Source organism: Streptomyces sp. NPDC088400 (assembly GCF_044753355.1).
GTDB lineage: Bacteria > Actinomycetota > Actinomycetes > Streptomycetales > Streptomycetaceae > Streptomyces.
Window position 1 is genome coordinate 720185 of sequence record NZ_JBIVMZ010000002.1, and the last position, 21005, is coordinate 741189.

Sequence of the window (21005 nt, forward strand, 5' to 3'; positions counted from 1 at the left end):
CCTCCGGCCCGCCCTGCTGCCGACCGGTCTCAGCGGTACCAGCCGTACCGCCGGTCGACGGCCGCCAGCCGGTCGGCGGCCATGGCGTGTGCGGCGACGCGTGGCGTGGTGCCGTCGGCCTCGGCACGCTCCAGCATTCCGTCCACGAGTCCCCGCACCGCCCGGCGGGTACGGTCGAACGCTTCGTCCGCGTCCGGGCCGATGTCACCGAAGAGCGTCCACCACCACCACGCGTTCGTACCTGAGTTGACCACTACGTCCGGCAGTACGGTGATGCCTCGTCGCGCCAACCGCTCCTCGGCCTCGGGCAGTACGGGCATGTTCGCCGCTTCGACGATCCAACGGGCTTTGATTCCCGCCTGATTGCCGGCGCCGACCGCGTACGAGACGGCCGCCGGCACCAGCACCTCCGCATCGGTGGACAGCCAGGCGTCGCCCGGCAGTTCGCGGTCCGCGGGCCGCAGCGCGGTACGGTCGACGGTGCCGTACGTGTCGCGGGCGGCGAGCAGGGCTTCGACATCCAGGCCGCCGGGGTGCGCGATGGTCCCCCGGACATCGGCGACGGCGACGATCTTCAGCCCGGCCCGGGACAGGAAGCGCGCCGTCGCCCCGCCCATCGTGCCGAACCCCTGGACGCCGACCCGGACCCCCTCGTACGCCGTTCCCGCCCGGTCGAGCGCCGCGAGCGCCGACTCGGCGACCCCGCAGCCGCCGACCAGTGCGTCCAGACCGATGCCGTCGACCCGTACGGCGAAGGCGTCGGCGAGACGCCGCCGCGCCTCCCGCTCGTCGTCCAGCAGGGGATGGACCGCCTGGACGGTCGAGACGAGACCGGCTTCGGCGGCGGCCCTGTCCACGAGGTCCTGGGTCAGCCCCAGGTCCTCGCCGGTGGTCCAGAAGCGCTCGATGTACGGTCGCGTCGCGCGGAGGAAACGGACCAGCACGCCGTACGCCCCGGGATCACGCGGATCGCAGTCGATACCGCCCTTGGCTCCACCGAGCGGGACATAGCGGACCTTCGGGTCGTCCGCGTCGAAGTGCAGGGCCTCCTTCATGGTCATCCCGCGGGCCAGGCCGGTCACCTCGTCCAGCGTGCAGCCCCGGCGCATCCGCAGGCCGCCGCTGGCGACACCACGGACCAGCCGGTCCACCACCAGAAATCCCTGCCGGCCGGTGACGTGGTCCGTCCAGGTCAGCGAGATCAGAGGAGCGCCGGGCGGGGACGCCCCCGGTGGCCCGGACTCGGACTCGGACATGGAATCTCCAGGCGGGGCGAGGGGCTGAGGGGCGAGGGCCGCGGATCTACCGAAGCGCCGGTCAGTATCGAGAGGGTGATCACGTATGTCAAAGAGATCGTCTTGATTCGGCATACGAGGGCGTGCCCGGGAATCCAGGGGGCAGTGACGACGTTGCACCGGCGTAGGCAGGGGCGGGGAATGCCACCGGCTCGCCCCGCACCGATGAACACCGGTGGCCATAATGAGACAACACCAAACCTCCAGGAGATGCTGTGACAGGCGCTGGTTCCCCCCTCTCGTTGCGCCAACGGCTGCGCTCGTTGCGACCCGCGGCCTTCGGGGCCGACTCGGCGGGGGAGAGGCTGGAGAGAATTCACAGCTCCCCGAACTTCGCCGACGGGGTGTTCCAGAACCCGGTGGGTGCCAGGACCAGACCGTCCGGCGCCTCAGGCCTGGAGCTGGCGAAGATCTACTTCCAGAAGGAAGCGCGGACCCGGCGGGCTCCGGCCGGCACCATTCCCGTGCACTCCACCACCCTCGCCGATCTCGCCGAGCCCCCGGCCTCGGGCCTGCGGCTCACCTGGATGGGGCATTCGAGTGTCCTTGCCGAGATCGACGGCCGGCGCGTGCTCTTCGACCCCGTATGGGGTGACCGCTGCTCGCCGTTCGCCTTCGCGGGGCCGAAGCGGCTGCACCCCGTGCCCCTGCCGCTCGCCGCCCTCGGTCCCGTCGACGTCGTGGTGATCTCGCACGACCATTACGACCACCTCGATCTGCCCACGATCCGGGCCCTCGCCTCCACGGACACGCTGTTCGCCGTGCCGCTCGGCGTCGGCGCGCATCTGGAGAGCTGGGGTGTGCCCGCGTCCAGGCTGCGCGAGCTCGACTGGAACGAGTCCACCGAGATCGCCGGTATCCGGCTCACCGCCACTCCCGCACGGCACTTCTGCGGCCGGGGCCTGCGCAATCAGCAGCACACGCTCTGGGCGTCCTGGGCGGTGGCCGGTCCCGAGCACCGGATCTACCACAGCGGGGACACCGGCTATTTCTCCGGTTTCGCGGACATCGGTGCCGAGCACGGCCCGTTCGACGCCACGATGATCCAGATCGGCGCGTACAGCGAGTACTGGCCCGATATCCATATGACCCCGGCCGAGGGGATGCGGGCCCATCTCGATCTTCAGGGCGGCCGGGCGTCCGGCGTGATGCTGCCGATCCACTGGGGGACGTTCAACCTCGCCCCGCACCCGTGGGCCGAGCCCGGTGAGGGTACGGTCGCGGCCGCCGGCGAGGCGGGCGCCGCGCTCGCGCTGCCGCACCCCGGCCAGCCCTTCGAGCCCACCGGGGACGAGGTCCCGGCCGCCCCGTGGTGGCGCGCCGTGGCGACCCCGCCGCCCGGCGGCTGGCCCGTACGGCCGCCCGCGGGACCGGCGGCGCCGTCCGCCGAGCCGGCCCAGCTGGACCTCGCGACCGACTGACGGTGCCTCTGCCGGGCGGTGTCCGAGTCCGGCCGTCCGATGCCGGCTGTCACGTCCCGACTGTCACGTCCCGGCCGTCACGTCCCGACTGTCACGTCCCGGCCGTCACTCCGGGCGTCTCCTCCAACGGGAAGTGGCATGCCGCCGAGTGGAGCGCGGTGGTGTGCGCCGGTGCGGGGGCTGCTTCGGCGCACACGTCCTCGGCCCGCCCGCACCGGGTCCTGAACCGGCAGCCGGACGGAGGGTCGGCCGGAGAGGGGATCTCGCCGGTGAGCGGGATCCGCCGCCGCTTCGGCCCGCCCCCGGCGGCCAGGGACGGGGCCGCCGACAGCAGCGCCGCCGTATAGGGGTGGAGCGGCCGCTCGAAGACCTCCTCCGTCGGGCCGGTCTCCACGATTCTGCCCAGATACATCACGGCGACCCGGTCCGCGACGTGCCGCACCACGGACAGGTCGTGCGAGATGAACACGTACGACAGCCCCAACTCGTCCCGCAGATCGCACAGGAGATTGAGCACCTGCGCCTGCACGGACAGATCCAGCGCGGACACGGGTTCGTCGCAGACCACGACATCGGGCTCCAGCGCCAGGGCGCGGGCGATCCCGATCCGCTGCCGTTGCCCTCCCGAGAATTCCTGCGGGTAGCGGTGCGCGTCGGACGCGCGCAGCCCGACCATCTCCAGCAGCTCACCCACCCGCGCCGCGCGCTTCGCGGCGGGCACGAGTCCGCGGTGGGTGAGCCAGGGCTCGCTGATCAGATCCGCCGCGCACAGCCGGGGATTGAGCGAGCCGAACGGGTCCTGGAAGACCATCTGCACCTTGCGACGCCAGGCGAGCAACCGCGCACCCGACAACGTGAACGGGTCCACTCCCTCGAACCGTACGGTGCCCGCGTCGGGACGCTCCAGCATCAGCAGAACCCTGGCCAGCGTGGACTTGCCGCAGCCGGACTCGCCGACCAGGCCCAGGGTCTCCCCGCGCCCCAGGCTCAGATCCACCCCGTCGACCGCGCGCAGCCTGGTGCTTCCCTTCGCGGTACGCGGCACCGCGAAGCTCTTGGCCAGGCCGGTGGCCTCCAGCAGTGTCCCGGAGTCAGGCATCGGCCAGTTCCTTCCCGAAGTGGCAGGCGGCGGCGCGGTCGGCACCGGTAACGGCCAGCGTCGGCCGACGGGTCGCGCACAGGTCGCGGGCCATCGGGCAGCGCGTACGGAAGGCACAGCCAGCGGGTACGGAGCGCGGGTCGGGAGGGCCCCCGGGAATGGAACTCAGCCGGGCGCCCTTGTGCTGCCGACCCGGAACCGACGCCAACAGCCCTTGCGTGTAAGGGTGGTTCGGCTTGCCGAACACGTCGGCCACCTTGCCGGTCTCCACGACCGTACCCGCGTACATGACGGCGACCCGGTCCGCGTGCTCGGCGACAAGTCCGAGGTCGTGCGTGATGAGGACCAGAGCCATCCGCTGCTCGCTCCGCAGTTCCCCGAGGAGGTCCATGATCTGAGCCTGCACCGTGACATCCAGTGCCGTCGTGGGCTCGTCGGCGAGCAGTACCCTCGGCCGCAGCGCGACAGCCATCGCGATCAGCAGTCGCTGGCGCATGCCTCCGGAGAACTGGTGCGGATACGCGTCGGCACGTGAGCGCGCCTCCGGGATGCCGACCCGCTCCATCAGCTCCACCGCCCTGGCCTTCGCCGCGCGTCGGGACATCCGCTCGTGGATACGGAACGGTTCCGCGAGCTGCGTCCCGACCGTGAAGACGGGGTTGAGCGCACTCAGCGCGTCCTGGAAGACGACGGCCAGGCCCGGACCGGCGAGCCGGCGCCTGGCGCGCGCTCCGAGTCCGAGCAGATCCTCGCCGTTCAGCCGGGCCTGACCGCCCACGACTGAGGCGGCCGGGTCGAGCAGGCCCGCGACGGCATGGGCGGTCATGCTCTTGCCGCATCCGGATTCGCCGAGCAGGGCCAGCGTTTCACCGGAGCGGACGGCGAAGCTCACCCCGCGCACCACAGGGACCGGCCCCGCTGGGGTACGGATATCGACCGACAGACCCTCCACGGCCAAAGTGGCGGCTTCGGTCGCCGGGGCCGCGGGGGTCGCGGGGGCCGCCGAGTCGTCGCCGTCGCTCGTACTCCCTGTTGCCGAACGCGGCGGCCCCGGAAGCCGGTTGACGCGCCGCAGCCCCTGTCGCCAGCGCTGCCCCGGGTCGGTCGAGAGCCGCGCCCACGCGGCGAGGACGGTCGCCGACACGGTCGTGACGACAATGGCGAGACCGGGGAAGACCGCGATCCACCACGCGCTCCGCAACTCCTGCCGCCCTTGCGCCACCATCAGTCCCCAGCTCATGTCCGGTGGCTGGACGCCGATCCCCAGGAAGCTCAGCGACGACTCGGTCAGCATCACGAAGCAGAAGTCGAGTGCGGCGACGGTGAGCAGCGTGGGCAGCACCGTGGGAGCGACATGGCGTCGGATGGCCGCCCAGCTGCCGGTGCCGAAGGTGCGGGCCGCGTCCATGAACAGCCGGCTGCGCAGTTCGGCGGACTCGGCCCGTGCGGTTCGCAGGTATACGGGAATCCTGGCGACGGCCAGGACCAGCACGATGTTGGCGGCGCTCGGCGAGAAGACGTACAGCACGACCACGGCCAGCAGAAGAGAGGGGAAGCTGAGGATCACATCCGCGATCCGCAGGGACACGTTCTCGCGCCATCCGCCGTGATGGCCCGCCCACATACCCCAGACCGAGCCGACGGCGAGTGAGCACAGGACGGCGGGCACGGCCACGGACAGGGTTGTCCCGGCCGCGACTGCCAGCCGGGCGGCGACGGGGCGGCCCAGTGAGTCGCTGCCGAGGACGAAGGCCCATCCATGGTCGAGACTGAACGGAGGGCGGCTGGGGTCGCGCAGGTTCTGACGCGTCGCCAGGTCCCCGACGAGGAGCGGGCCCAGGACGGCGCATACCGCGACGACGAACAGGACCAGGGCCGCCGCGGTGGCGAACCGGTCCTGGAGCAGCAGGTCGAGCCACTTCCACCGCGCCGCCGCCCGCTCGCCCCCGGAGTTCACGCCGGTGCCGGCACCGGTGCCCGTATCCGCGTCCGGATCCTTCCGGAACATGTCGTCCTTCTGGAACATGTCACTTCCTCGACTCATGCCGCCGCCTGCTGCCGGACCCGTGGGTCGAGGAGCGCGTGACAGATGTCCACCAGGATGTTGAGCGCGAAAATCACCAGGGCGGTCAGCAGCACCGCTGCCTGCAGAACGGCGAAGTCACGCTGAAGAACCGAGTCGATCATCAGCTTGCCGATACCGGGCCAGCCGAAGATGGTCTCGACGACGACGGCTCCGTTGACCAGCCCCACGGCGAGATCACCCGCGACGGTGAGCGCCGGTGCGGACGCGTTGCGCAAGGCGTGTCCGAAGACCACGCGCCCCTCGCTCGCCCCTTTGCCGCGCGCCACCTTGACGTACGGGGCGGACAGCGCGGAGACCATGGCTCCGCGCACCACTTGGACCAGCACCCCGAACGGACGGATGAGGAGAGTGGCCACGGGCAGGACCCAGGCCGCCGCACCGTTCGTGCCGGAGGTGGGAAGCCAGCCGAGCGTCACCGCGAAGACCAGCACGCCCATGATGGCGAACCAGAAGTCGGGGACGCTGGCGGCCGTCGAGGACAGGAAGCTCGCGATCCGGTCGGTCGCCGAGTTGGGACGGTACGCCGCCAGGCTGCCGATCACGACGGCGCCCACGACGGCGAGCAGCATCGTCCACCCGGCCAGTTGGAGGGTGGCGGGGAAGGCCCGCAGTACCGCTTCGCTCGCGGGCTGGGCGGTGCGCAGTGATTCGCCGAAGTCCAGGTGGGTGACCTGGCCCAGGTAGTCGCCGAACTGGGAGAGCAGCGGCTCGTCGAAACCGTTCCGGGCGGCGAACTCGGCCCTCATCTCGGGTGTCGCGCTGAGCGGAAGGTACAGATTGGCGGGATCCCCGGTGAGGCGGGCCAGGAAGAACACTCCGAGGACCACGACCAGCAGGGGGATGACGCTGGAGACCGCGCGGCGGCGCAGCATGGTGAACATCGGTCCGCTCCTCTCTCAGTCCGCGCGGCGCATGTCGGCGAGCCGCATCTCGTCATTGGTGGCCGAGTCCGGTCGGTAACGGACGTGAGGGGAGAGGGCCATGATCGCGGTCATGTTGGCCAGGACGGCGTCCCTCACGACCTCGTCGTTCTGGTGGGCGAACGCGGCGGCGAACGCCTTCTGCCGCTCCTTGCCCGAGGCGAGCTGGGCCCGTGCTGTCAACGCGTCGAGTCCGGGGGTGCCGTAGCTGCTCTGAGCGCCCTTGCTGCCGTAGATCTGGCCCAGGGTGAACGCGGCGTCCCCTGCCTGGTTGCCGTGCTGCGCCTGGAGAAGAGTGGGGCCCGCGCCGGTCGGGAAGGGCCGCAGCAGATACTCCAGCCAGGCGTTGACGTCCAGCATCTTGATCTCGACCTTCAGACCGGCCTTGAGCAGGCAGTCCTGCACCACCTCCATGGCCTCGGCGGCCTTCGGGTAGATGCCGTTGCGGCCGATGATGGTGATGGTGGTGTCGGTCGGGACTCCGTCGGCGCGCGCCTGGGCCACGAGTTCTCCGGCGCGATCCGGGTCGTACGGCCAGGGCCGGATACGCGGGTTGTACCCGGTGACGCCCTTCGAGACGAGCTGGCCGCTCGGCCGGCCCGCGAAGACCGCCGTGACCAGTCCTTCCCTGTCGAGGGCGTAGTTGATGGCCCGGCGGATCCGGATGTCGTCGAGGGGCGCCTTGGTGGCGTCCATCCGCAGGTACGAGACTTCGTTGGTGGCGAACTCGACCGCCCGGTCGCCCGCACCGTCCTCGGGGGCGAGTCCGATCGCGACATCCGCCTCGTCGTTGGTCACCATGGCCGCGCGTACGCTGCCTTCCGCCCGCCAGACGTACTTGGCCGCGGCGAATTGAGGGGCCTTGCCCCAGTATCCGGGGAAGCGCTTCAGACGCAGAAAGCGGCCCTGGTTCCACTCGTCGATCCGGTACGGCCCGGTACCGATCGGCTCACGGACCCTGGCTCGGGTGTCCGTACTCGGCGGCACTATCTCGACGAAGGACAGACGCAGGGGGAGGATCGGGTCCGGCTTCGCCGTGGTGACCTCAAGTGTGGTGTCGTCGACCGGTGTGGCGGTCACTTCGCTGTCCGTGAAGATGTAGCCGTCGACATTGCAGTTGAGGCGCGAATCCGTGGCGCGCTTGATCGAGAACGCGGCCGCCTCGGCCGTGAACCGCGAACCGTCGTGGAACGTGACACCCCGGCGGAGTGTGAAGGTCCATGAAGTCGGGGAATTACGTGCCCACTTGGTGGCCAGAGCCTGTTCCAGCCCGCCGGTGGACGGATCGCGCTCGGTGAGTGCCTCCGTGACGTTGGCGCGCGTCACCCGGCCCGTCGCCGTGAGCGAGGCGTCACAGGGCTCAAGGGTCGGTGGCTCCTCGGGCAGGACGATGCGCAGGGTGTCCGGGCCTTCACCGATCGGGTCGGCGCCGGCCACCGAGCATCCGGAGACGGCGAGCAGAGCGACCACGGACGTGAACGCGCCGACAACTCGTACGCATCGGCGATGAGCGAGCGAACGAGTGGGCAGTAATCCTGGACCGGGCACTGTTCCTCCGCGCTTTTCGAGGTGCGATCCGCCGTCGGCGGACGGATGGACCTGGGGTGCGGTCGTCGGGAAGCAGGAGCGACCCAGGATCGTCGTCCATAAGAGCGAACTCGGTTTAGATATACGGACGTTGACATTATTGAGTGGGAGACGCCGAGCGCGTCAATAGGTGTGCGGCGGATCCGGGGCGTCCGCAGGCCGAGGCCGTGGGGCTCGTGTACGCGACTCCCGCGCGCGTGACCGTCCGAGCCCAACCGGTGCGAAGTGCCGGGCCGGGTTGAATGCAGTATTTCGTGCTGATGTGCGAGGCCTCATACCGGAGCGGGATGCTCTGTGGGGAACTTTGTCAACTACCCGCCACGGATGACCGCTTGGCAACTACCGTGTGTGCTCGGTGATCAGCGGAGGGCTCATGCGGCATGCGCCGGTCCTGCCGCTGCGCCACAGCAGGAACACCAGCACGGTGCCGATTCCCGGGGCCCACGTACCGAGGACACTGATGTCTCAACTTCGCGCACCCGCCGCGCGGCCGGAGCGCCGTGAGGGCGGGCGGCACGGCCGGCCGGGCTCCCGCCCGTTGTCGGCCATGGGCCGGGCGAACACGCCGGCGCCGCCGGAGCTCCGCATACGGCCACAACTCCTGCGTGCCGCCGTCCTCCCCGCGATAGTGGCGGCTCTGAGCGGTGCGGCGGCCGTGGTGCTCGTCCTCCGCACGACCACGGTGGAGCCGACCTCCCAGACCTGGACGGCCCTGGTCGGAACGGCGCTGCTCGCCTTCGCCGCCATCGGTACGGCCGCCCTGGGAGCGGAACGTACCGCCAAGTCCGTCCTCGACCGCTGCAACGCGCTGCGCCGCTCCACCGCACGCGGCCAGGCCGATCTCGACGCCGTGGTCGAGCAGCTCAGGCGCGGCGATCAGGTGTCCGCGCACCGTACGCCGCCATCGCCCGCGGACCCCGACGCTGACGAGTTCGACCTGCTGGCACAGGAGGTCGGCCGGTCGCAGTACGCGGCCATCGGCGCCGTGGTGCAGGCGTCCCGGCTGTCCAGCAGCGCCGGGAACGAACAGAAGATGGAGGTCTTCGTCAACCTGGCCCGTCGGCTCCAGTCGCTGGTCCACCGGGAGATCCAGCTGCTCGACGATCTGGAGAACGAGGTCGAGGACCCGGAGCTGCTGAAAGGTCTCTTCCACGTCGACCATCTGGCGACCCGTATTCGCCGGCACGCCGAGAACCTCGCCGTTCTCGGCGGGGCGATCTCCCGGCGGCAGTGGAGCAAGCCCGTCACCATGACCGAGGTGCTGCGCTCCGCCATCGCGGAGGTCGAGCAGTACCCGCGGATCAAGCTGGTGCCGCCCATCGACGGCACCCTGCGCGGCCATGCCGTGGCGGACGTGATCCACCTGCTGGCCGAACTGGTCGAGAACGCCACGCTGTTCTCGTCCCCGCACACCCAAGTGCTGCTGAGGGCACAGCATGTGACGGCGGGTCTGGCCATCGAGGTGGAGGACCGGGGGCTCGGGATGCCGCTCGGCGAGCAGAAGAAGATGAACGGCCTGCTCGCCGACCCGGAGCAGGTCGATGTCGCGCATCTGCTCCAGGACGGGCGGATCGGACTCTTCGTGGTGTCGGCGCTCGCGCGCAGGCACGGGATCATGGTGCGTCTCCAGTCCAACATCTACGGCGGTATCCAGGCCGTACTGGTCCTTCCGCGGGCGCTGCTCGGCTCCGACCGGACGGGTCAGCCGGATCAGCCGGATCAGACGGGCCAACCAGGCCAACCGGACCGGGCAGATCAGGCGGATCAAGCTGATCAGGCGGACCGGAACGGTCACCCGCCGGCGCGTCCGCCGCAGCCCGCGCGGCCGTACCTCTCGGAACTGTCCCCGCGTCAGTCCTCTATGACACAGCATCAAATTCCGCAGCCCCCTGCCCAACCCCCGAACCATCCCCAACTTCCGGACCATCCCCAGCCCTCGCCCCATCCCCAGCTTCCGAGCCGGCTCCCGACCCGGAACCAGCTTCAGCCGCAGAACCAGCTTCAGCCGCACCCCGCGCCGCTGCCCGTACGTGGCGCACGCCACGGCCGCCCGGCCACCCCGACGGTTCCGCCGCCACCGCAGACCGAATCCACCGGGGACGGCCCTGCTCCCGGTATCAGGAGCAAGCCCCAACTGCCCAGGCGCCGTGGCCAGGAGCATCTGGTCCCGCAGCTCCGGGGCGCGCCCGTACCGCCCCCCGACCAGGAGCCCGTGCTCCATGACCCGGGCCTGATGGCCGCCTTCCAGCGCGGTATCGGCCTCGCCGAGTCCCAGCCCGCCGGAGAACGGAACCACGCGCCCGCCGAACCCCTGTCGGAGCCGCTCCCGGAACAGCCGGAACCGCAGCGCCACACCACCACCCACAAGGAGTAGATGCACCATGGCGAGCGATGTGCCGACCGGCCATGTCTCGGACCTCGACTGGCTGTTGAGCGGTCTGGTCCAGCGAGTCCCCTACACCCGCAGCGCGGTGCTGCTCTCCTCCGACGGCCTGGTCAGGTCCATGCACGGCTTGGACCCCGACAGCGCCGACCACATGGCCGCGCTCGCCTCCGGCCTGTACTCCCTCGGCCGCAGCGCCGGGGTGCGGTTCGGGGACGGCGGTGAGGTCCGTCAGGTCGTGGTGGAGCTCGACTCCACACTGCTCTTCGTCTCCACGGCCGGTTCGGGCACCTGCCTCGCCGTGCTGGCGGGGCGTGAGGCCGACGCGGCGGTCCTCGGCTACGAGATGGCGATGCTGGTCAAGAGCGTACGGCCGTACCTGGTCACCCCGCCCAGGCAACGGGCCGACGCCTCGTCGAGCGCATCGAGGCTCTGAGCGTGCCGGTCCCGACGGACGGGCCGTGGCTCGACGACGCGGCCGGCCGGCTCATCCGCCCGTACACCGTGAGCGGAGGCCGGACCCGGCCGACCACGGCCCTCGATCTGCTGACGCTGGTGATATCCACAGGTTCCGTGCCCCCGGCGCACTTCGGCCCGGAGCACGCCCAGGCCGTAGGACTCTGCCAGGGGCCGATCTCGGTGGCCGAGGTCGCCGCGCATCTGAAGCTGCCCGTGACGGTCAGCAAAATCCTGCTCTCCGATCTGGTGGACTGCGGGGCGATCACCGCACGGCCGCCCGACAGCTTCGACAACCCCACCGACCGTTTCCTGCTGGAGGCAGTGCTCGATGGCCTACGACGACAGCTCTGAACCCTTCCACGGGTCCTTCCACGAGCCCTTCCCCACCGCGTTGAAGATCCTCGTCGCGGGCGGGTTCGGGGTCGGCAAGACCACGTTCGTGGGAGCCGTCAGCGAGATCGCGCCGCTGAGCACGGAGGAGCTGCTGACCCAGGTCAGTGCCGCGACCGACGACCTGACGGGTGTCGAGACCAAGACATCGACCACGGTCGCCATGGACTTCGGCCGGATCACGCTGGACGAGCGGCATGTGCTGTATCTCTTCGGCACGCCGGGCCAGGAGCGCTTCTGGTTCATGTGGGACGAGCTGTCCCGTGGCGCGCTCGGAGCGGTGGTGCTGGCCGACACCAGACGCCTGGAGTACTCCTTCTCCGCGGTGGACTTCTTCGAGCAGCGCGGCATCGGATTCGTCGTCGCCGTCAACGAGTTCGACGGTTCGTACCGTTACGAACCGGAGGAGGTACGGGCCGCGATAGACCTCGACCCGGCAGTGCCGATCGTGCTCTGCGATGCGCGGATCGCCAGTTCCGGCATCCAGACCCTGGTCACGCTCGTTCAGCATCTGCTCACCTCGGTTCCCCCTCCGAGCGACGGAGCACGCTTATGACGTACGACCCGATCGGCCGTCTGCTGCTCACCCCCGTCGATCAAGAAGCGCACGACCGCGTGGTGCGGTTGCGGGGGCTCGGCCTCGGTGAGCGTCCCGAGCCCGCCCTCGACGTCTTCGCCCAGCAACTGGCGCACCTGACGGGCGCTCCGTACGCGATGGTCAACTTTCCCGACGAGGAACGGCAGTTCTTCGCCGGGCTGCACACCCCTCGGGGTGCCGGTGGCGAGCGGTTCATGGACCGCGACCACGGCTACTGCCCGCATGTGCTGGTACGGCGCAAGGCGCTGGTGCTGGAGGACGTACGGGACTTCCCCCGGTTCGCCGGGAACGCCCTCGTGGACGAGAGCGGCATCTGTTCCTATCTCGGCGCGCCGCTCATCGACCGTACGGGCATGGCCCTGGGCACCGTCTGTGTGGTCGACACCGAGCCACGGCGCTGGGGGCGGGCCGGGCTGGACACCATCAAGTCGTTCGCCGCGGAGCTGATGTCGCGGATTCACGGCAGGGAAGACGGACTCATCTGAACGGACTCATCTGAGACGACGCGCGCGGGGGGAGGGCTCGGGGGACGGCTCATCGTTCGGCGCCGCTGAGGTGTTCGCGGTGTGCCCGGAGGAACGCGGCCGCGGTCGCTTCCGCGCTCTCCCGGCCGCTCTGCCAGTTGGACACGGAGATCCGTACGGCGGGGTGGCCGGTCCAGGTGGTCGGGGTCACCCAGCAGGCGCTGTTGTCGTTGAGCGTGTCCACCACCTGCCGGGTGTGGTCGGCGTCGCCGATGTGCAGCAGTACCTGGTTGAGGGTCACCGGCGCCAGCAGGTCGATATGCAGGGGGCCACGCGTGCCCACGGAACGCGAGGGACGGTTGAGCCCCGCGTCCTGGGCCTCGGCTGTCAGCTCCCGGCCGGTCACGGCCGCTCTCTCCCGGCCGGTCACGGCCGCTCCAGCCACCCCCGGATGAAGGCGGCCTGTCCGACGTGCTGGAGGTCGTCGGAGATGACACTGATGAGCCGTACGCCGAGGGTGACGGCCGGAGTCCACGTGCTGTCGATGACGCGTCCGTAGTCGGCGTCCTTGAGCGTGCCCAGATACTCGACCGTCCGGTCGTGGACGGCGTCGTGGTAGCCGGCCAGCAGTTCCGCCGTCACACCGCCGAGCTTGGACACGTCCTTGGGGGAGTGGCCGTATCCGGTGGAGCGGCGCGTGAACGGCAGTCCGTACCGCTGCGACCACTCCCGCGTGATCCACACCTCGTCCGTCCCGGCCACGTCGGAGATGTGATCGTCCTGGATCCGGGTGAGATGCCAGACGAGCCAGGCGATCGAGTTCGCCCCGTCGTCGATACGGACCGCGAGCTCGTCGGGGCCGAGGCCGTCGACCACCTCGTGCACGGTTTCACGGATCCGGCCGAAGGCGTCGATGACCAGGTCACCGCTTGCGGTCATGGCACACTCCCTTGCCTGGTGGGGACAGGGTCCGGGCCGAGATGCCCCGGACCTCTCCAGGTTCCCTCGCGCAGCGCGGAGACGCGTCCCGGACGTCGCGGATGCGGTGTCCGTACCGGGCGCCGTCCGATGTGCCGGGTGGCCGGCTACGCGTCCCGGACGTCAGCGCGCGAGAAAGGCGGAGATCCGTTCCCGCAGCGACGCCGGGTCGAGCCCCTGCCCGGTCAGGTGTTCCTCCAGCGTCCCGTACCGGCGCAGCTCACGCCGGGCCACACCGAGCCCGAGTACCCGGTGCGGCATCTGGGCCAGGGCGTCATTGGCGGCCGCAGTGGAGGTCCCGGCGAGATACGGCTCCACGATCACGACATCGGCCGCGTCCGCGACACCGACGGCCCGCCGCAGCGCCGCCCCGTCGAAGGGCCGCACCGTCGTCGCGTACAGCACGGTCGTGTCCAGGCCCTCCGTCGCCGCCAGCGCGTTGTCCAGCATCGGCCCCACGGCGATCACCACCCCGCGACGCCCTTCCCGTACGGTGCTGAACCCGGCCCCGGCCACCGCCCGCGCCCGCCGGTTGCTCTGCACGGACAGCCGCACGTATACGCGGCCGTCCCCGGCGGCGGCGTGTCGCAGCAGGACCTCGGCTTCGTCGGGGTGGCCCGGCACATGCACCGTCCAGCCGTCGAGGGTGTCCATCAGGGCGACGTCGCCGGGCGCCATATGGGTGAAGCCGCCGGCCGGCCAGTCGTACGACGCCCCGGCACTCACCAGCACCCCGCCCACCCCCTGGTGACCGAAGTCCAGCTTGACCTGCTCGAAGGGCCGCTCGACCAGGAAACTGGCGAAGGTGTGCACGATCGGACGCACCCCGGCGAGGGCGAGCCCGCCGCCCACTCCGACCTGCAGCTGCTCGCGGATCCCGACATTGATCACCCGGTTCGGGTGGCGCCGTGCCGCCTCGGCGAAGCTCTCCCGGCCGATCTCGGCCAGGACGAGCGCGAGTCGTGGATCCTCGTCCAGGAGCTGGGTGGTGGTGGAGGTGAAACGGTCGCGCATGGTGTCCATGGGGATACCTCTCTGAGCGATGTCTGCGGGCCGGTGTCCGCAGGCCGATGTGTTCTGGTCGATGTGTTCCGGAGGAGCGTCCGCCGGGACCGGGACGCTCAGGGCTTGGGCTCGACGCGCGCGACGACCGCCCGTGGCCGGTCCGCGTGCGGCGCGGTGAAGGCCGTGTACATCGCCTCGTGGTCCCGCCCGTCGACGGTCTCGGCCGACCAGCCGGCCGCCTCGAACCGTGCGGCGATGCCACCGGGCCAGCCATGGGTCGCGGACGCGTTGTCGATCACGAGGGTGTGGAGCTGTTCCAGTCCGGCCGGCCCCGCGTAGGCGATCGCCTCGTGATTGCTGCCCTCGTCCAGTTCGGCGTCGCCGATCAGCACCCACACCCGTGGCCCGGTCAGCCCCCGAGCCCGGAGCCCGAGCACACTCCCCACCGCGAGCGGCAACCCGTGCCCGAGCGACCCGCTGCCGATCTCCACCCCTGGCAGGAGCGTCCCGTCGGGGTGATGGCCGAGGGGTGAGTCGTACGAACCGAATCCGGGCAGCAGATCCTCGGAGAGGAACCCCTTGGCGGCGAGGACGGCGTAGTACGCCATCGGCCCGTGCCCCTTCGACAGCAGGAAGCGGTCCCGCTCGGGTGCCTCGACGGTGCCGGGCGACACGCGCAGGACCCGGTCGTAGAGCACCCAGAGCGCGTCCAGGGTGGAGGTCGCGGCGGGCCCGTGCTTCTCGTCACCCGTCATCAGGGCCAGCAGCCGGTTCAGGTCCCGGTGGTGCGCGGGGGCGATCGCCTCTGTCGTCGTCTCTGTCGTCGTCATACGGGCCACGGTGCAACCTCAAGCGCGCTTGAGGTCAAGACCTCCCCGCGCCAGGAAAGCGATTCGTGACCACCGGTCCAAGTGCGGTATCGTTCTCATGCGCGTTTGGGCCGGGAAAACCCCAGGTCAGACGAGCATCGGGACGTGGCGCAGCTTGGTAGCGCACTTGACTGGGGGTCAAGGGGTCGCAGGTTCAAATCCTGTCGTCCCGACAGAGAGATAGCAGGTCAGAGGGGTCCTCCGGGGCCCCTCTTGATCGTTCTCGGGACTGTCGTCTCACGATTTCTCACAGAGGTCAGCCGAGCGGTTCGGCCAGCTTCTCCGAACCCAGCGGGAAGCCATCAGGACCGACTGAGCCGCCATCTTCGAGGGCTCTGCGCGGATCGCCCTGCACAGCGCTGCGGGCGGCGCCACCGGCTCTCTCTCCCCGTCGTGTTGGGCCTACCGTGGCCGCGTGGCAAACGAAGACCTGGGACGGGCTCTGCGCCGCCTGCGCCGTCTGGCCTCACTGGCGCAAGAAGAACTGGCCGAGCGTTCCGGCGTGTCCGTCGATGTGATTCGTCAGCTCGAACGGCGGCGGAAGCACTCGGCACGCCTCCCCACGCTGCACGCGCTGGCGAACGGGCTGGGCGTCGAGCTGACCACGCTTCTGGGCGATCCGCCTGCGGTCTCCTCGACAGGCGAGAACGACGGACCGCGCTTCGTGGCGGTGCGCCGCGCCATCATGCCTGTGCTCTGGGGGCCGGAGCTGGAGCCCCTGGGGCCCGACTTCTCGCTGGACCGTCTCCGCGAGCAGATCGCGGAAGGCTGGACGCAGTACCACGCCGCCGAGTTCGACACGGTGATGAAGGCGCTGCCGGACGTGCTCTCGGATGCGCGCGCCTTCACGGCCCCGGGCAACGACGACGACCGTGGGGCTGGATTCACAGCCCTGGGCAAGGCGCTTCAGCTCGCCGGACATGTCGCCGTGCGGATGGGCAAGACGGACCTCGCCCTGACGAGCCTGGAGCGCGCCATAGACGCTGCGGGAGAGTCCTCCGATCCGCTGCTTCTACCGATGATCGTCAACTCCACAGCGTGGACCTACCAGCGGCAGGGGCGCCTGGAGGACGCACTGAACATTGCCCTCCGTGCCGCCGAGGACATGGTGAACGCGGGCCGTACCGACACGGCCGACGGCCTGAAGGTGTGGGGTGCGCTGACCATGAGTGCCGCCACGTCGGTTGCACGAAGCGGCGACTATGAGCGCGCGGCGGCGATGATGGAGACGGCAGAGAAGGAAGCCGCCCGAGTCTCGAAGCTGCCCGACGGCGGCGACAACCGTATGGTCAGCGTCTTCAGCCCGTCGTCGGTCCGCATCGAACGCGTCCGGCTCGCAGTTCAGTACGGGCATCCCCAGGACGCCTTGGCGCTGGCCAAGGGAATGCGGCTGAGCAAGGACACCCCGCCGTCCTGGCGGACGTGGCTGCTGTTGGACGTGGCCCGGGCCCATACGGACATCGGGGACGCAGCCGGAGCAGTGAAGACATTGGAGTCCCTGCGCCGGGTGGCGCCGACGTGGATGCAGCATCACACGTTGGCCGTGGCCATCGTGCGCGACTTGTGGGCGCTCCCCAACCACCCGCCGGGACTCCGGCCGTTGGCGGAGTTCCTGGGGGTTTAGACCGGCCGGCGATTGGGGGGTGGCGTCGCGGGGGTGGGCACGCGCATCTGCGGTGTTGTCGTCCCTCACCAACGCTCCGCGTTGACTCGGTCCTCCGCCTTGCACCCGCACGCACCCACCCCCGCTCCTTCTCCCACCCCCCAATCGCCGGTCGGTCTTGGCCAATAGCGTGGTGAAAGTGGGACGTTGCGCCCCTGTCACTCTTCTCGGCACGTCGCTTACATGAGTGGTCACTGCCCCGCGACCTCGTGAACGGCCGGGGCTGCGGCCGACCCGAAAGAGCAACTGACGTGCCGAAATCCACGGACGCGCAGTCACGAAAGCAGCCCCTGCAACGCCTGCCGCTCACCATAGTCCGCCCTATCGGACACCCCGGCTACAACGAGACCCTGCCGCGCGAGCCGGAGAGCGCCGCGACGGCCCGGCGCCTGGTGCGCGCCGCGTGTGCTGCCTGGGAGTTGGAGGAGCTGGCCGAGGACGGGGCGCTGATCGTCTCCGAGTTGGTGTCCAACGCCGTCCAGCACGCCCGGCGGGAGTCCATCCGGGTCGTCATCGATCGCCCCGGGGTGACATGCGTGTGCTGCGACTGGTCGGTGCACCGCATTGGCGGTCATGACACCCCACGCGATGCCCCGCGCCGGCCCCGTTCAGCTGGTACGGGGAGTTCGGGCCTGTCGTTGGATCAGGCCGGACCCGAGTCCTACCGGGTGAGGTCGAGCGCCGCCCGGATGATGCTGTCGGTGTCGATCCCGTGGTGGCGGTAGACGTCCTCCAGCGAGCCGGACTGCCCGAAGTGGGTCACCCCCAGGGTACGTACGGGCACCTGGCGGATCGTCGCCAGGAACGCCAGCGTGTGCGGATGGCCGTCCAGCACGGTGACCAGGGGGGTCGCGCGGGCGGGCGGGAAGACCTGGTCGAGGATCCAGCCGGGGGCGCCCGTGTCCTGACCCGTACGGGAGCTCAGCGCCCGGAAGAGCAGGCCGGGACTGGTCACGCAGACCACGTCCGCGGCGACGCCCTGCGCCGCCAGCCGGTCCGCGGCGGCCAGTGCCTCGGTGGTCGTCGCGCCCATCGCCGCGATGGTGACCTCCGCGCCCGCCACACGCCGGAGCGGGTAGGCGCCGGCCACCACCTGGCGGCGGCGCCGCTCACGGGCGGCCGGATCGGTGGGTACCGCCGCCAATGACTGGTCGACGGGCCGGGTGGACAGCCGCAGATACGCCGACCCGCCGTCCGGCCGGCCCAGCCGGGCCAGCGCCGCCAGCAGGGTCCACTCGACGTCGATGGCGAAGGCCGGCTCCCAGGTCGTGCAACCGGGCTGCTCGACGCCCAGCGACGGCGTGGTGATCGACTGGTGGGCGCCGCCCTCCGGCGCCAGCGTCACCCCGGACGGCGTGCCGACCAGGATCGACTGGCCGCCGGCGTAGATGCCGAACGACCAAGGTTCCAGGGCGCGTTGCACGAAGGGGTCGTAGAGCACGCCGATCGGCAGCAGCGGCCGTCCCCAGCGACTCCAGGTGGCGCCCAGCTCGCCGAGCAGGCCGACCAGGTTCGTCTCCGCGATCCCCAGCTCGATGTGCTGGCCGGTCGGCCTCTCCCGCCAGTGCAGGATGGTCTCAGCGTCGTCCGCGAACCAGTTCGTCCGCTCGGTCGCCGACCACACGCCGACCTTGTTCACCCACCCGCCCAGGTTGGTCGTCGAGCTGACGTCCGGGCTGACCGTCACCACCCGCGCCGCGGCCTCGGGCGCCTGCCGCGTCAGATCGAGCAGCACCCGGCCGAGTGCCGCCTGGGTGGTGCCGGAGCCGGTGGGGGTACGGCCGATGTCGGTGGGCAGAGCGGGCGGCGGCTGGAGCGCCGGGTCGTCCCGGCGCAGCCGCTCGGCGGTCTCCGCACAGAGTCCGGCCGCCGGGGAACCGGGCGCGAAGTCCGCCCAGGGCCGGTCGGTGTCGCAGCCCAGCCGGTCGGCCAACTGGTCCATCTGCTCCTGGGTGAGGAGCGAGGAGTGGTTCTGCGGGTGGCCCTGGACCGGCAGGCCGTAGCCCTTGACGGTGTACGCCAGGATCACCGTCGGCCGGTCGTCGGCGACCGCGGACAGGGCGGCGTCGAGCATGGTCAGGTCGTGGCCGCCGAGGTTGCCGACGGCCGTGACCAGCTCGTCGTCCGTCAGCCCCGCGACGAGCGCGGCGATCCCGGCCGCGCCCGGTCCCGTACCAGGCAGTCGGCGGCGCAGCTCCGGCGGCGCGCAGCGCAGCAGCCGCTGATACTCGGCGTTCGTCATCGCGTCCAGCCGGGCGCGCAGCGCGTCGCCGCCGGGGCGGGTGAACAGCTCCTCCAGCACCCGTCCGTACTTGACCTCCAGCACCTGCCAGCCGGCCGCGGTGAACATCCCGCGCAGCCGGTCCGAGGCGGCCAACGGTACGACGCGGTCCAGCGACTGGCGGTTGAGATCGACGATCCACACCAGCTCGCCGAGTTCGGCGACCGCCGGGTCGAGCACCGCCTCCCACACCGCGCCTTCGTCCAGCTCGGCGTCGCCCACCAGCGCGTACTGACGGCCGGTGAAGCCGCGGTCGCCCGGGGCCGGCGCCCCCTCGGTCAGCCCCGCCGGCGCCCCGGCGTCCGCGCCGTCCCCGGCGTAGCGGCGGGCCAGCGCGCCCCATATCGTCGCGGTCGCACCGATCCCCACCGATCCGGTGGAGTAGTCGACCGGATCGGGGTCCTTGGACCGGCTCGGGTAACTCTGCAGCCCGCCCAGCTCGCGCAGCGTCGTCAGGTACGCCTCGGGAAGCTCGCCGAGCAGGTAGTTGATGGCGTGCAGCACGGGCGAGGCGTGCGGCTTCACCGACACCCGGTCCCGCGGGCCCAGATGGCGGAACCACAGCGTGGTCATGATCGACACCATGGAGGCGCACGACGCCTGGTGGCCGCCGACCTTGAGGCCGGACGGGTTGGGGCGCACCCGGTTGGCATGGTGCACGATCGCGCTGGACAGCCAGAGCAGGCGGTCCTCCACCTCGCCGAGCACGTCGAAGCCGATGGGGGCCGCTCCGCTGGATCCGGCACGTTCCCCGAGTCGAGTCGCGGTCGTCATGGCGTGCTGCCTCCTGGGCTCTGCCGGTCGTCACCGAGCGGGGCGTACGGGCCCCCGGTGTGCGTTCGTTGCCAACGAGGAGACCAGCAGGCCATCATGTGCACAAGTGTGGGCCGGTCAACTGGGCACAATGCATGGTCTCCGCCTGCCCCGCCCCATGGAAGGTGCGCACCATGACAAGCCGCGACCGTCTCGACGCGACCGACGCGCGCCTGCTCCTCGAACTCACCGACCGCCCGCGTGCCACGGCCATCGCGCTCGCCGAGCGCACCGGACTGAGCCGCAACACCGTCCATGCCCGGCTGACCGCCCTCGACAACGGCAGCGCCCTGGGCGGCTTCGACCAGCGGGTCGACCCGGCGGCACTCGGCTACGGACTGACCGCCTTCGTCACCACCCGGGTCGTGCAGCGCCGGCTGGACACGGTGGCGGCGGCGCTCGCCGCCGTACCCGAGGTCCTCCAAGTGCACGGCCTGAGCGGGGAGACCGACCTGCTGGTGCACGTCGTCGCCACCGACGCCGAGGACCTCTACCGCACCGCCGGACGGATTCTCAGCATCCCGGGTGTGGAGCGGACCGACACCGCCCTGGAGATGCGCCGGCTGGTCGACTACCGGCTCACCCCGCTGCTGGAGCGCGCGGCGGCCCGTCAGCGGTGAGTGAACTCCGTGTACCGGCGGCGGACGAGAGCCTCGGGACCGTGGCGTCCTCTTCGCGCAGGCTTCGGTTCGCG

At 70.7% G+C, this 21005-nt stretch carries 19 protein-coding genes and 1 tRNA gene; 10 read left to right on the forward strand and 10 right to left on the reverse strand.

The annotated features are described in order from the left end of the window. Positions 1-29: 29 nt before the first annotated feature. Positions 30-1256 (reverse strand): Glu/Leu/Phe/Val dehydrogenase dimerization domain-containing protein, encoded by a 1227-nt coding sequence (locus ACIQD6_RS07325; RefSeq protein ID WP_401879180.1) that lies wholly within the window; start codon positions 1254-1256, stop codon positions 30-32. A gap of 254 nt (positions 1257-1510) precedes the next feature. Between ACIQD6_RS07325 and ACIQD6_RS07330 the strand changes: the two genes are divergently transcribed. Further along, entirely contained in the window at positions 1511-2716 is a 1206-nt protein-coding gene (locus ACIQD6_RS07330) for an MBL fold metallo-hydrolase (RefSeq protein WP_401879183.1), read from the forward strand. A 91-nt stretch (positions 2717-2807) separates the two neighbouring features. On the opposite strand, the gene ACIQD6_RS07335 is transcribed toward ACIQD6_RS07330, so the two are convergent. From ACIQD6_RS07335 to ACIQD6_RS07350, 4 genes are read right to left on the reverse strand one after another with little or no spacing between them, the layout of a single operon-like run. Beyond that, entirely contained in the window at positions 2808-3815 is a 1008-nt protein-coding gene (locus tag ACIQD6_RS07335) for an ABC transporter ATP-binding protein (RefSeq protein WP_401879186.1), read from the reverse strand. Further along, a complete protein-coding gene (locus tag ACIQD6_RS07340; protein ID WP_401879189.1) occupies positions 3808-5841 on the reverse strand; it encodes a dipeptide/oligopeptide/nickel ABC transporter permease/ATP-binding protein in 2034 nt (677 codons plus the stop codon). The genes ACIQD6_RS07335 and ACIQD6_RS07340 overlap by 8 nt, the downstream gene beginning before the upstream one ends. Positions 5842-5855: 14 nt before the next feature. Continuing rightward, positions 5856-6782: an ABC transporter permease gene (locus ACIQD6_RS07345; RefSeq protein WP_401879192.1), complete on the reverse strand. Its 927-nt coding sequence runs from the start codon at positions 6780-6782 to the stop codon at positions 5856-5858. A 15-nt stretch (positions 6783-6797) separates the two neighbouring features. After that, the gene (locus tag ACIQD6_RS07350; RefSeq protein WP_401879193.1) at positions 6798-8291 is read right to left on the reverse strand and encodes an ABC transporter substrate-binding protein; all 1494 of its coding nucleotides are present in this window, start codon (positions 8289-8291) and stop codon (positions 6798-6800) included. A 577-nt stretch (positions 8292-8868) separates the two neighbouring features. Here ACIQD6_RS07350 and ACIQD6_RS07355 point away from each other — a divergent pair. The 5 genes from ACIQD6_RS07355 to ACIQD6_RS07375 are packed head-to-tail and all read left to right on the forward strand — an operon-like array spanning position 8869 to position 12723. Further along, the gene (locus ACIQD6_RS07355) at positions 8869-10782 is read left to right on the forward strand and encodes a sensor histidine kinase (RefSeq protein WP_401879196.1); all 1914 of its coding nucleotides are present in this window, start codon (positions 8869-8871) and stop codon (positions 10780-10782) included. Between the two features lie 7 nt (positions 10783-10789). Further along, positions 10790-11227, forward strand: coding sequence for a roadblock/LC7 domain-containing protein (locus ACIQD6_RS07360; RefSeq protein ID WP_401879199.1), 438 nt, complete (start codon positions 10790-10792; stop codon positions 11225-11227). 2 nt (positions 11228-11229) lie between these two features. Next, a complete protein-coding gene (locus ACIQD6_RS07365) occupies positions 11230-11601 on the forward strand; it encodes a DUF742 domain-containing protein (protein WP_401879201.1) in 372 nt (123 codons plus the stop codon). After that, the gene (locus ACIQD6_RS07370) at positions 11579-12196 is read left to right on the forward strand and encodes a GTP-binding protein (RefSeq protein WP_401879203.1); all 618 of its coding nucleotides are present in this window, start codon (positions 11579-11581) and stop codon (positions 12194-12196) included. Before ACIQD6_RS07365 ends, ACIQD6_RS07370 begins: the two co-directional genes overlap by 23 nt. Continuing rightward, positions 12193-12723 (forward strand): GAF domain-containing protein, encoded by a 531-nt coding sequence (locus ACIQD6_RS07375; RefSeq protein WP_401879206.1) that lies wholly within the window; start codon positions 12193-12195, stop codon positions 12721-12723. The genes ACIQD6_RS07370 and ACIQD6_RS07375 overlap by 4 nt, the downstream gene beginning before the upstream one ends. A 49-nt stretch (positions 12724-12772) precedes the next feature. Here ACIQD6_RS07375 and ACIQD6_RS07380 read toward each other — a convergent pair whose 3' ends face one another. The 4 genes from ACIQD6_RS07380 to ACIQD6_RS07395 form a co-directional block, all read right to left on the reverse strand. Then, the gene (locus ACIQD6_RS07380; RefSeq protein WP_401879209.1) at positions 12773-13132 is read right to left on the reverse strand and encodes a hypothetical protein; all 360 of its coding nucleotides are present in this window, start codon (positions 13130-13132) and stop codon (positions 12773-12775) included. Continuing rightward, the gene (locus ACIQD6_RS07385; RefSeq protein WP_401879212.1) at positions 13129-13641 is read right to left on the reverse strand and encodes a DinB family protein; all 513 of its coding nucleotides are present in this window, start codon (positions 13639-13641) and stop codon (positions 13129-13131) included. Before ACIQD6_RS07385 ends, ACIQD6_RS07380 begins: the two co-directional genes overlap by 4 nt. 162 nt (positions 13642-13803) lie before the next feature. After that, entirely contained in the window at positions 13804-14703 is a 900-nt protein-coding gene (locus ACIQD6_RS07390) for a transketolase family protein (protein ID WP_401879214.1), read from the reverse strand. 98 nt (positions 14704-14801) lie between these two features. Next, positions 14802-15515, reverse strand: a complete 714-nt coding sequence (locus ACIQD6_RS07395) for a transketolase (protein WP_401879216.1) — start codon at positions 15513-15515, stop codon at positions 14802-14804. Positions 15516-15653: 138 nt separating this feature from the next. Here ACIQD6_RS07395 and ACIQD6_RS07400 point away from each other — a divergent pair. From ACIQD6_RS07400 to ACIQD6_RS07410, 3 genes are all read left to right on the forward strand, one after another. Beyond that, positions 15654-15727 (forward strand) — tRNA-Pro (locus tag ACIQD6_RS07400). Positions 15728-15969: 242 nt separating this feature from the next. Continuing rightward, positions 15970-17178 carry a helix-turn-helix domain-containing protein gene (locus ACIQD6_RS07405; protein ID WP_401879218.1) on the forward strand — a complete coding sequence of 403 codons (1209 nt, stop codon included), beginning with the start codon at positions 15970-15972 and terminating at the stop codon, positions 17176-17178. A gap of 338 nt (positions 17179-17516) precedes the next feature. Continuing rightward, entirely contained in the window at positions 17517-17942 is a 426-nt protein-coding gene (locus ACIQD6_RS07410) for an ATP-binding protein (RefSeq protein WP_401879582.1), read from the forward strand. Here ACIQD6_RS07410 and ACIQD6_RS07415 read toward each other — a convergent pair. After that, positions 17879-20272: a transketolase-like TK C-terminal-containing protein gene (locus ACIQD6_RS07415; RefSeq protein WP_401879219.1), complete on the reverse strand. Its 2394-nt coding sequence runs from the start codon at positions 20270-20272 to the stop codon at positions 17879-17881. The two genes, ACIQD6_RS07410 and ACIQD6_RS07415, sit on opposite strands and share 64 nt — an antisense overlap. A gap of 173 nt (positions 20273-20445) precedes the next feature. Here ACIQD6_RS07415 and ACIQD6_RS07420 point away from each other — a divergent pair, with 173 nt between their 5' ends. After that, positions 20446-20931, forward strand: coding sequence for an Lrp/AsnC family transcriptional regulator (locus tag ACIQD6_RS07420; RefSeq protein WP_401879220.1), 486 nt, complete (start codon positions 20446-20448; stop codon positions 20929-20931). The last annotated feature ends 74 nt before the right edge of the window (positions 20932-21005 follow it).

Bases quoted from the DNA above. Each gene is read 5' to 3' on its own strand.
- ACIQD6_RS07395 (WP_401879216.1), bottom strand. From the start codon at position 15,515: ATGACGACGACAGAGACGACGACAGAGGCGATCGCCCCCGCGCACCAC.
- ACIQD6_RS07325 (WP_401879180.1), bottom strand. From the start codon at position 1,256: ATGTCCGAGTCCGAGTCCGGGCCACCGGGGGCGTCCCCGCCCGGCGCT.
- ACIQD6_RS07335 (WP_401879186.1), bottom strand. From the start codon at position 3,815: ATGCCTGACTCCGGGACACTGCTGGAGGCCACCGGCCTGGCCAAGAGC.
- ACIQD6_RS07370 (WP_401879203.1), top strand. From the start codon at position 11,579: ATGGCCTACGACGACAGCTCTGAACCCTTCCACGGGTCCTTCCACGAG.
- ACIQD6_RS07415 (WP_401879219.1), bottom strand. From the start codon at position 20,272: ATGACGACCGCGACTCGACTCGGGGAACGTGCCGGATCCAGCGGAGCG.
- ACIQD6_RS07340 (WP_401879189.1), bottom strand. From the start codon at position 5,841: ATGTTCCAGAAGGACGACATGTTCCGGAAGGATCCGGACGCGGATACG.
- ACIQD6_RS07385 (WP_401879212.1), bottom strand. From the start codon at position 13,641: ATGACCGCAAGCGGTGACCTGGTCATCGACGCCTTCGGCCGGATCCGT.
- ACIQD6_RS07355 (WP_401879196.1), top strand. From the start codon at position 8,869: ATGTCTCAACTTCGCGCACCCGCCGCGCGGCCGGAGCGCCGTGAGGGC.
- ACIQD6_RS07345 (WP_401879192.1), bottom strand. From the start codon at position 6,782: ATGTTCACCATGCTGCGCCGCCGCGCGGTCTCCAGCGTCATCCCCCTG.
- ACIQD6_RS07420 (WP_401879220.1), top strand. From the start codon at position 20,446: ATGACAAGCCGCGACCGTCTCGACGCGACCGACGCGCGCCTGCTCCTC.
- ACIQD6_RS07390 (WP_401879214.1), bottom strand. From the start codon at position 14,703: ATGGACACCATGCGCGACCGTTTCACCTCCACCACCACCCAGCTCCTG.
- ACIQD6_RS07360 (WP_401879199.1), top strand. From the start codon at position 10,790: ATGGCGAGCGATGTGCCGACCGGCCATGTCTCGGACCTCGACTGGCTG.
- ACIQD6_RS07375 (WP_401879206.1), top strand. From the start codon at position 12,193: ATGACGTACGACCCGATCGGCCGTCTGCTGCTCACCCCCGTCGATCAA.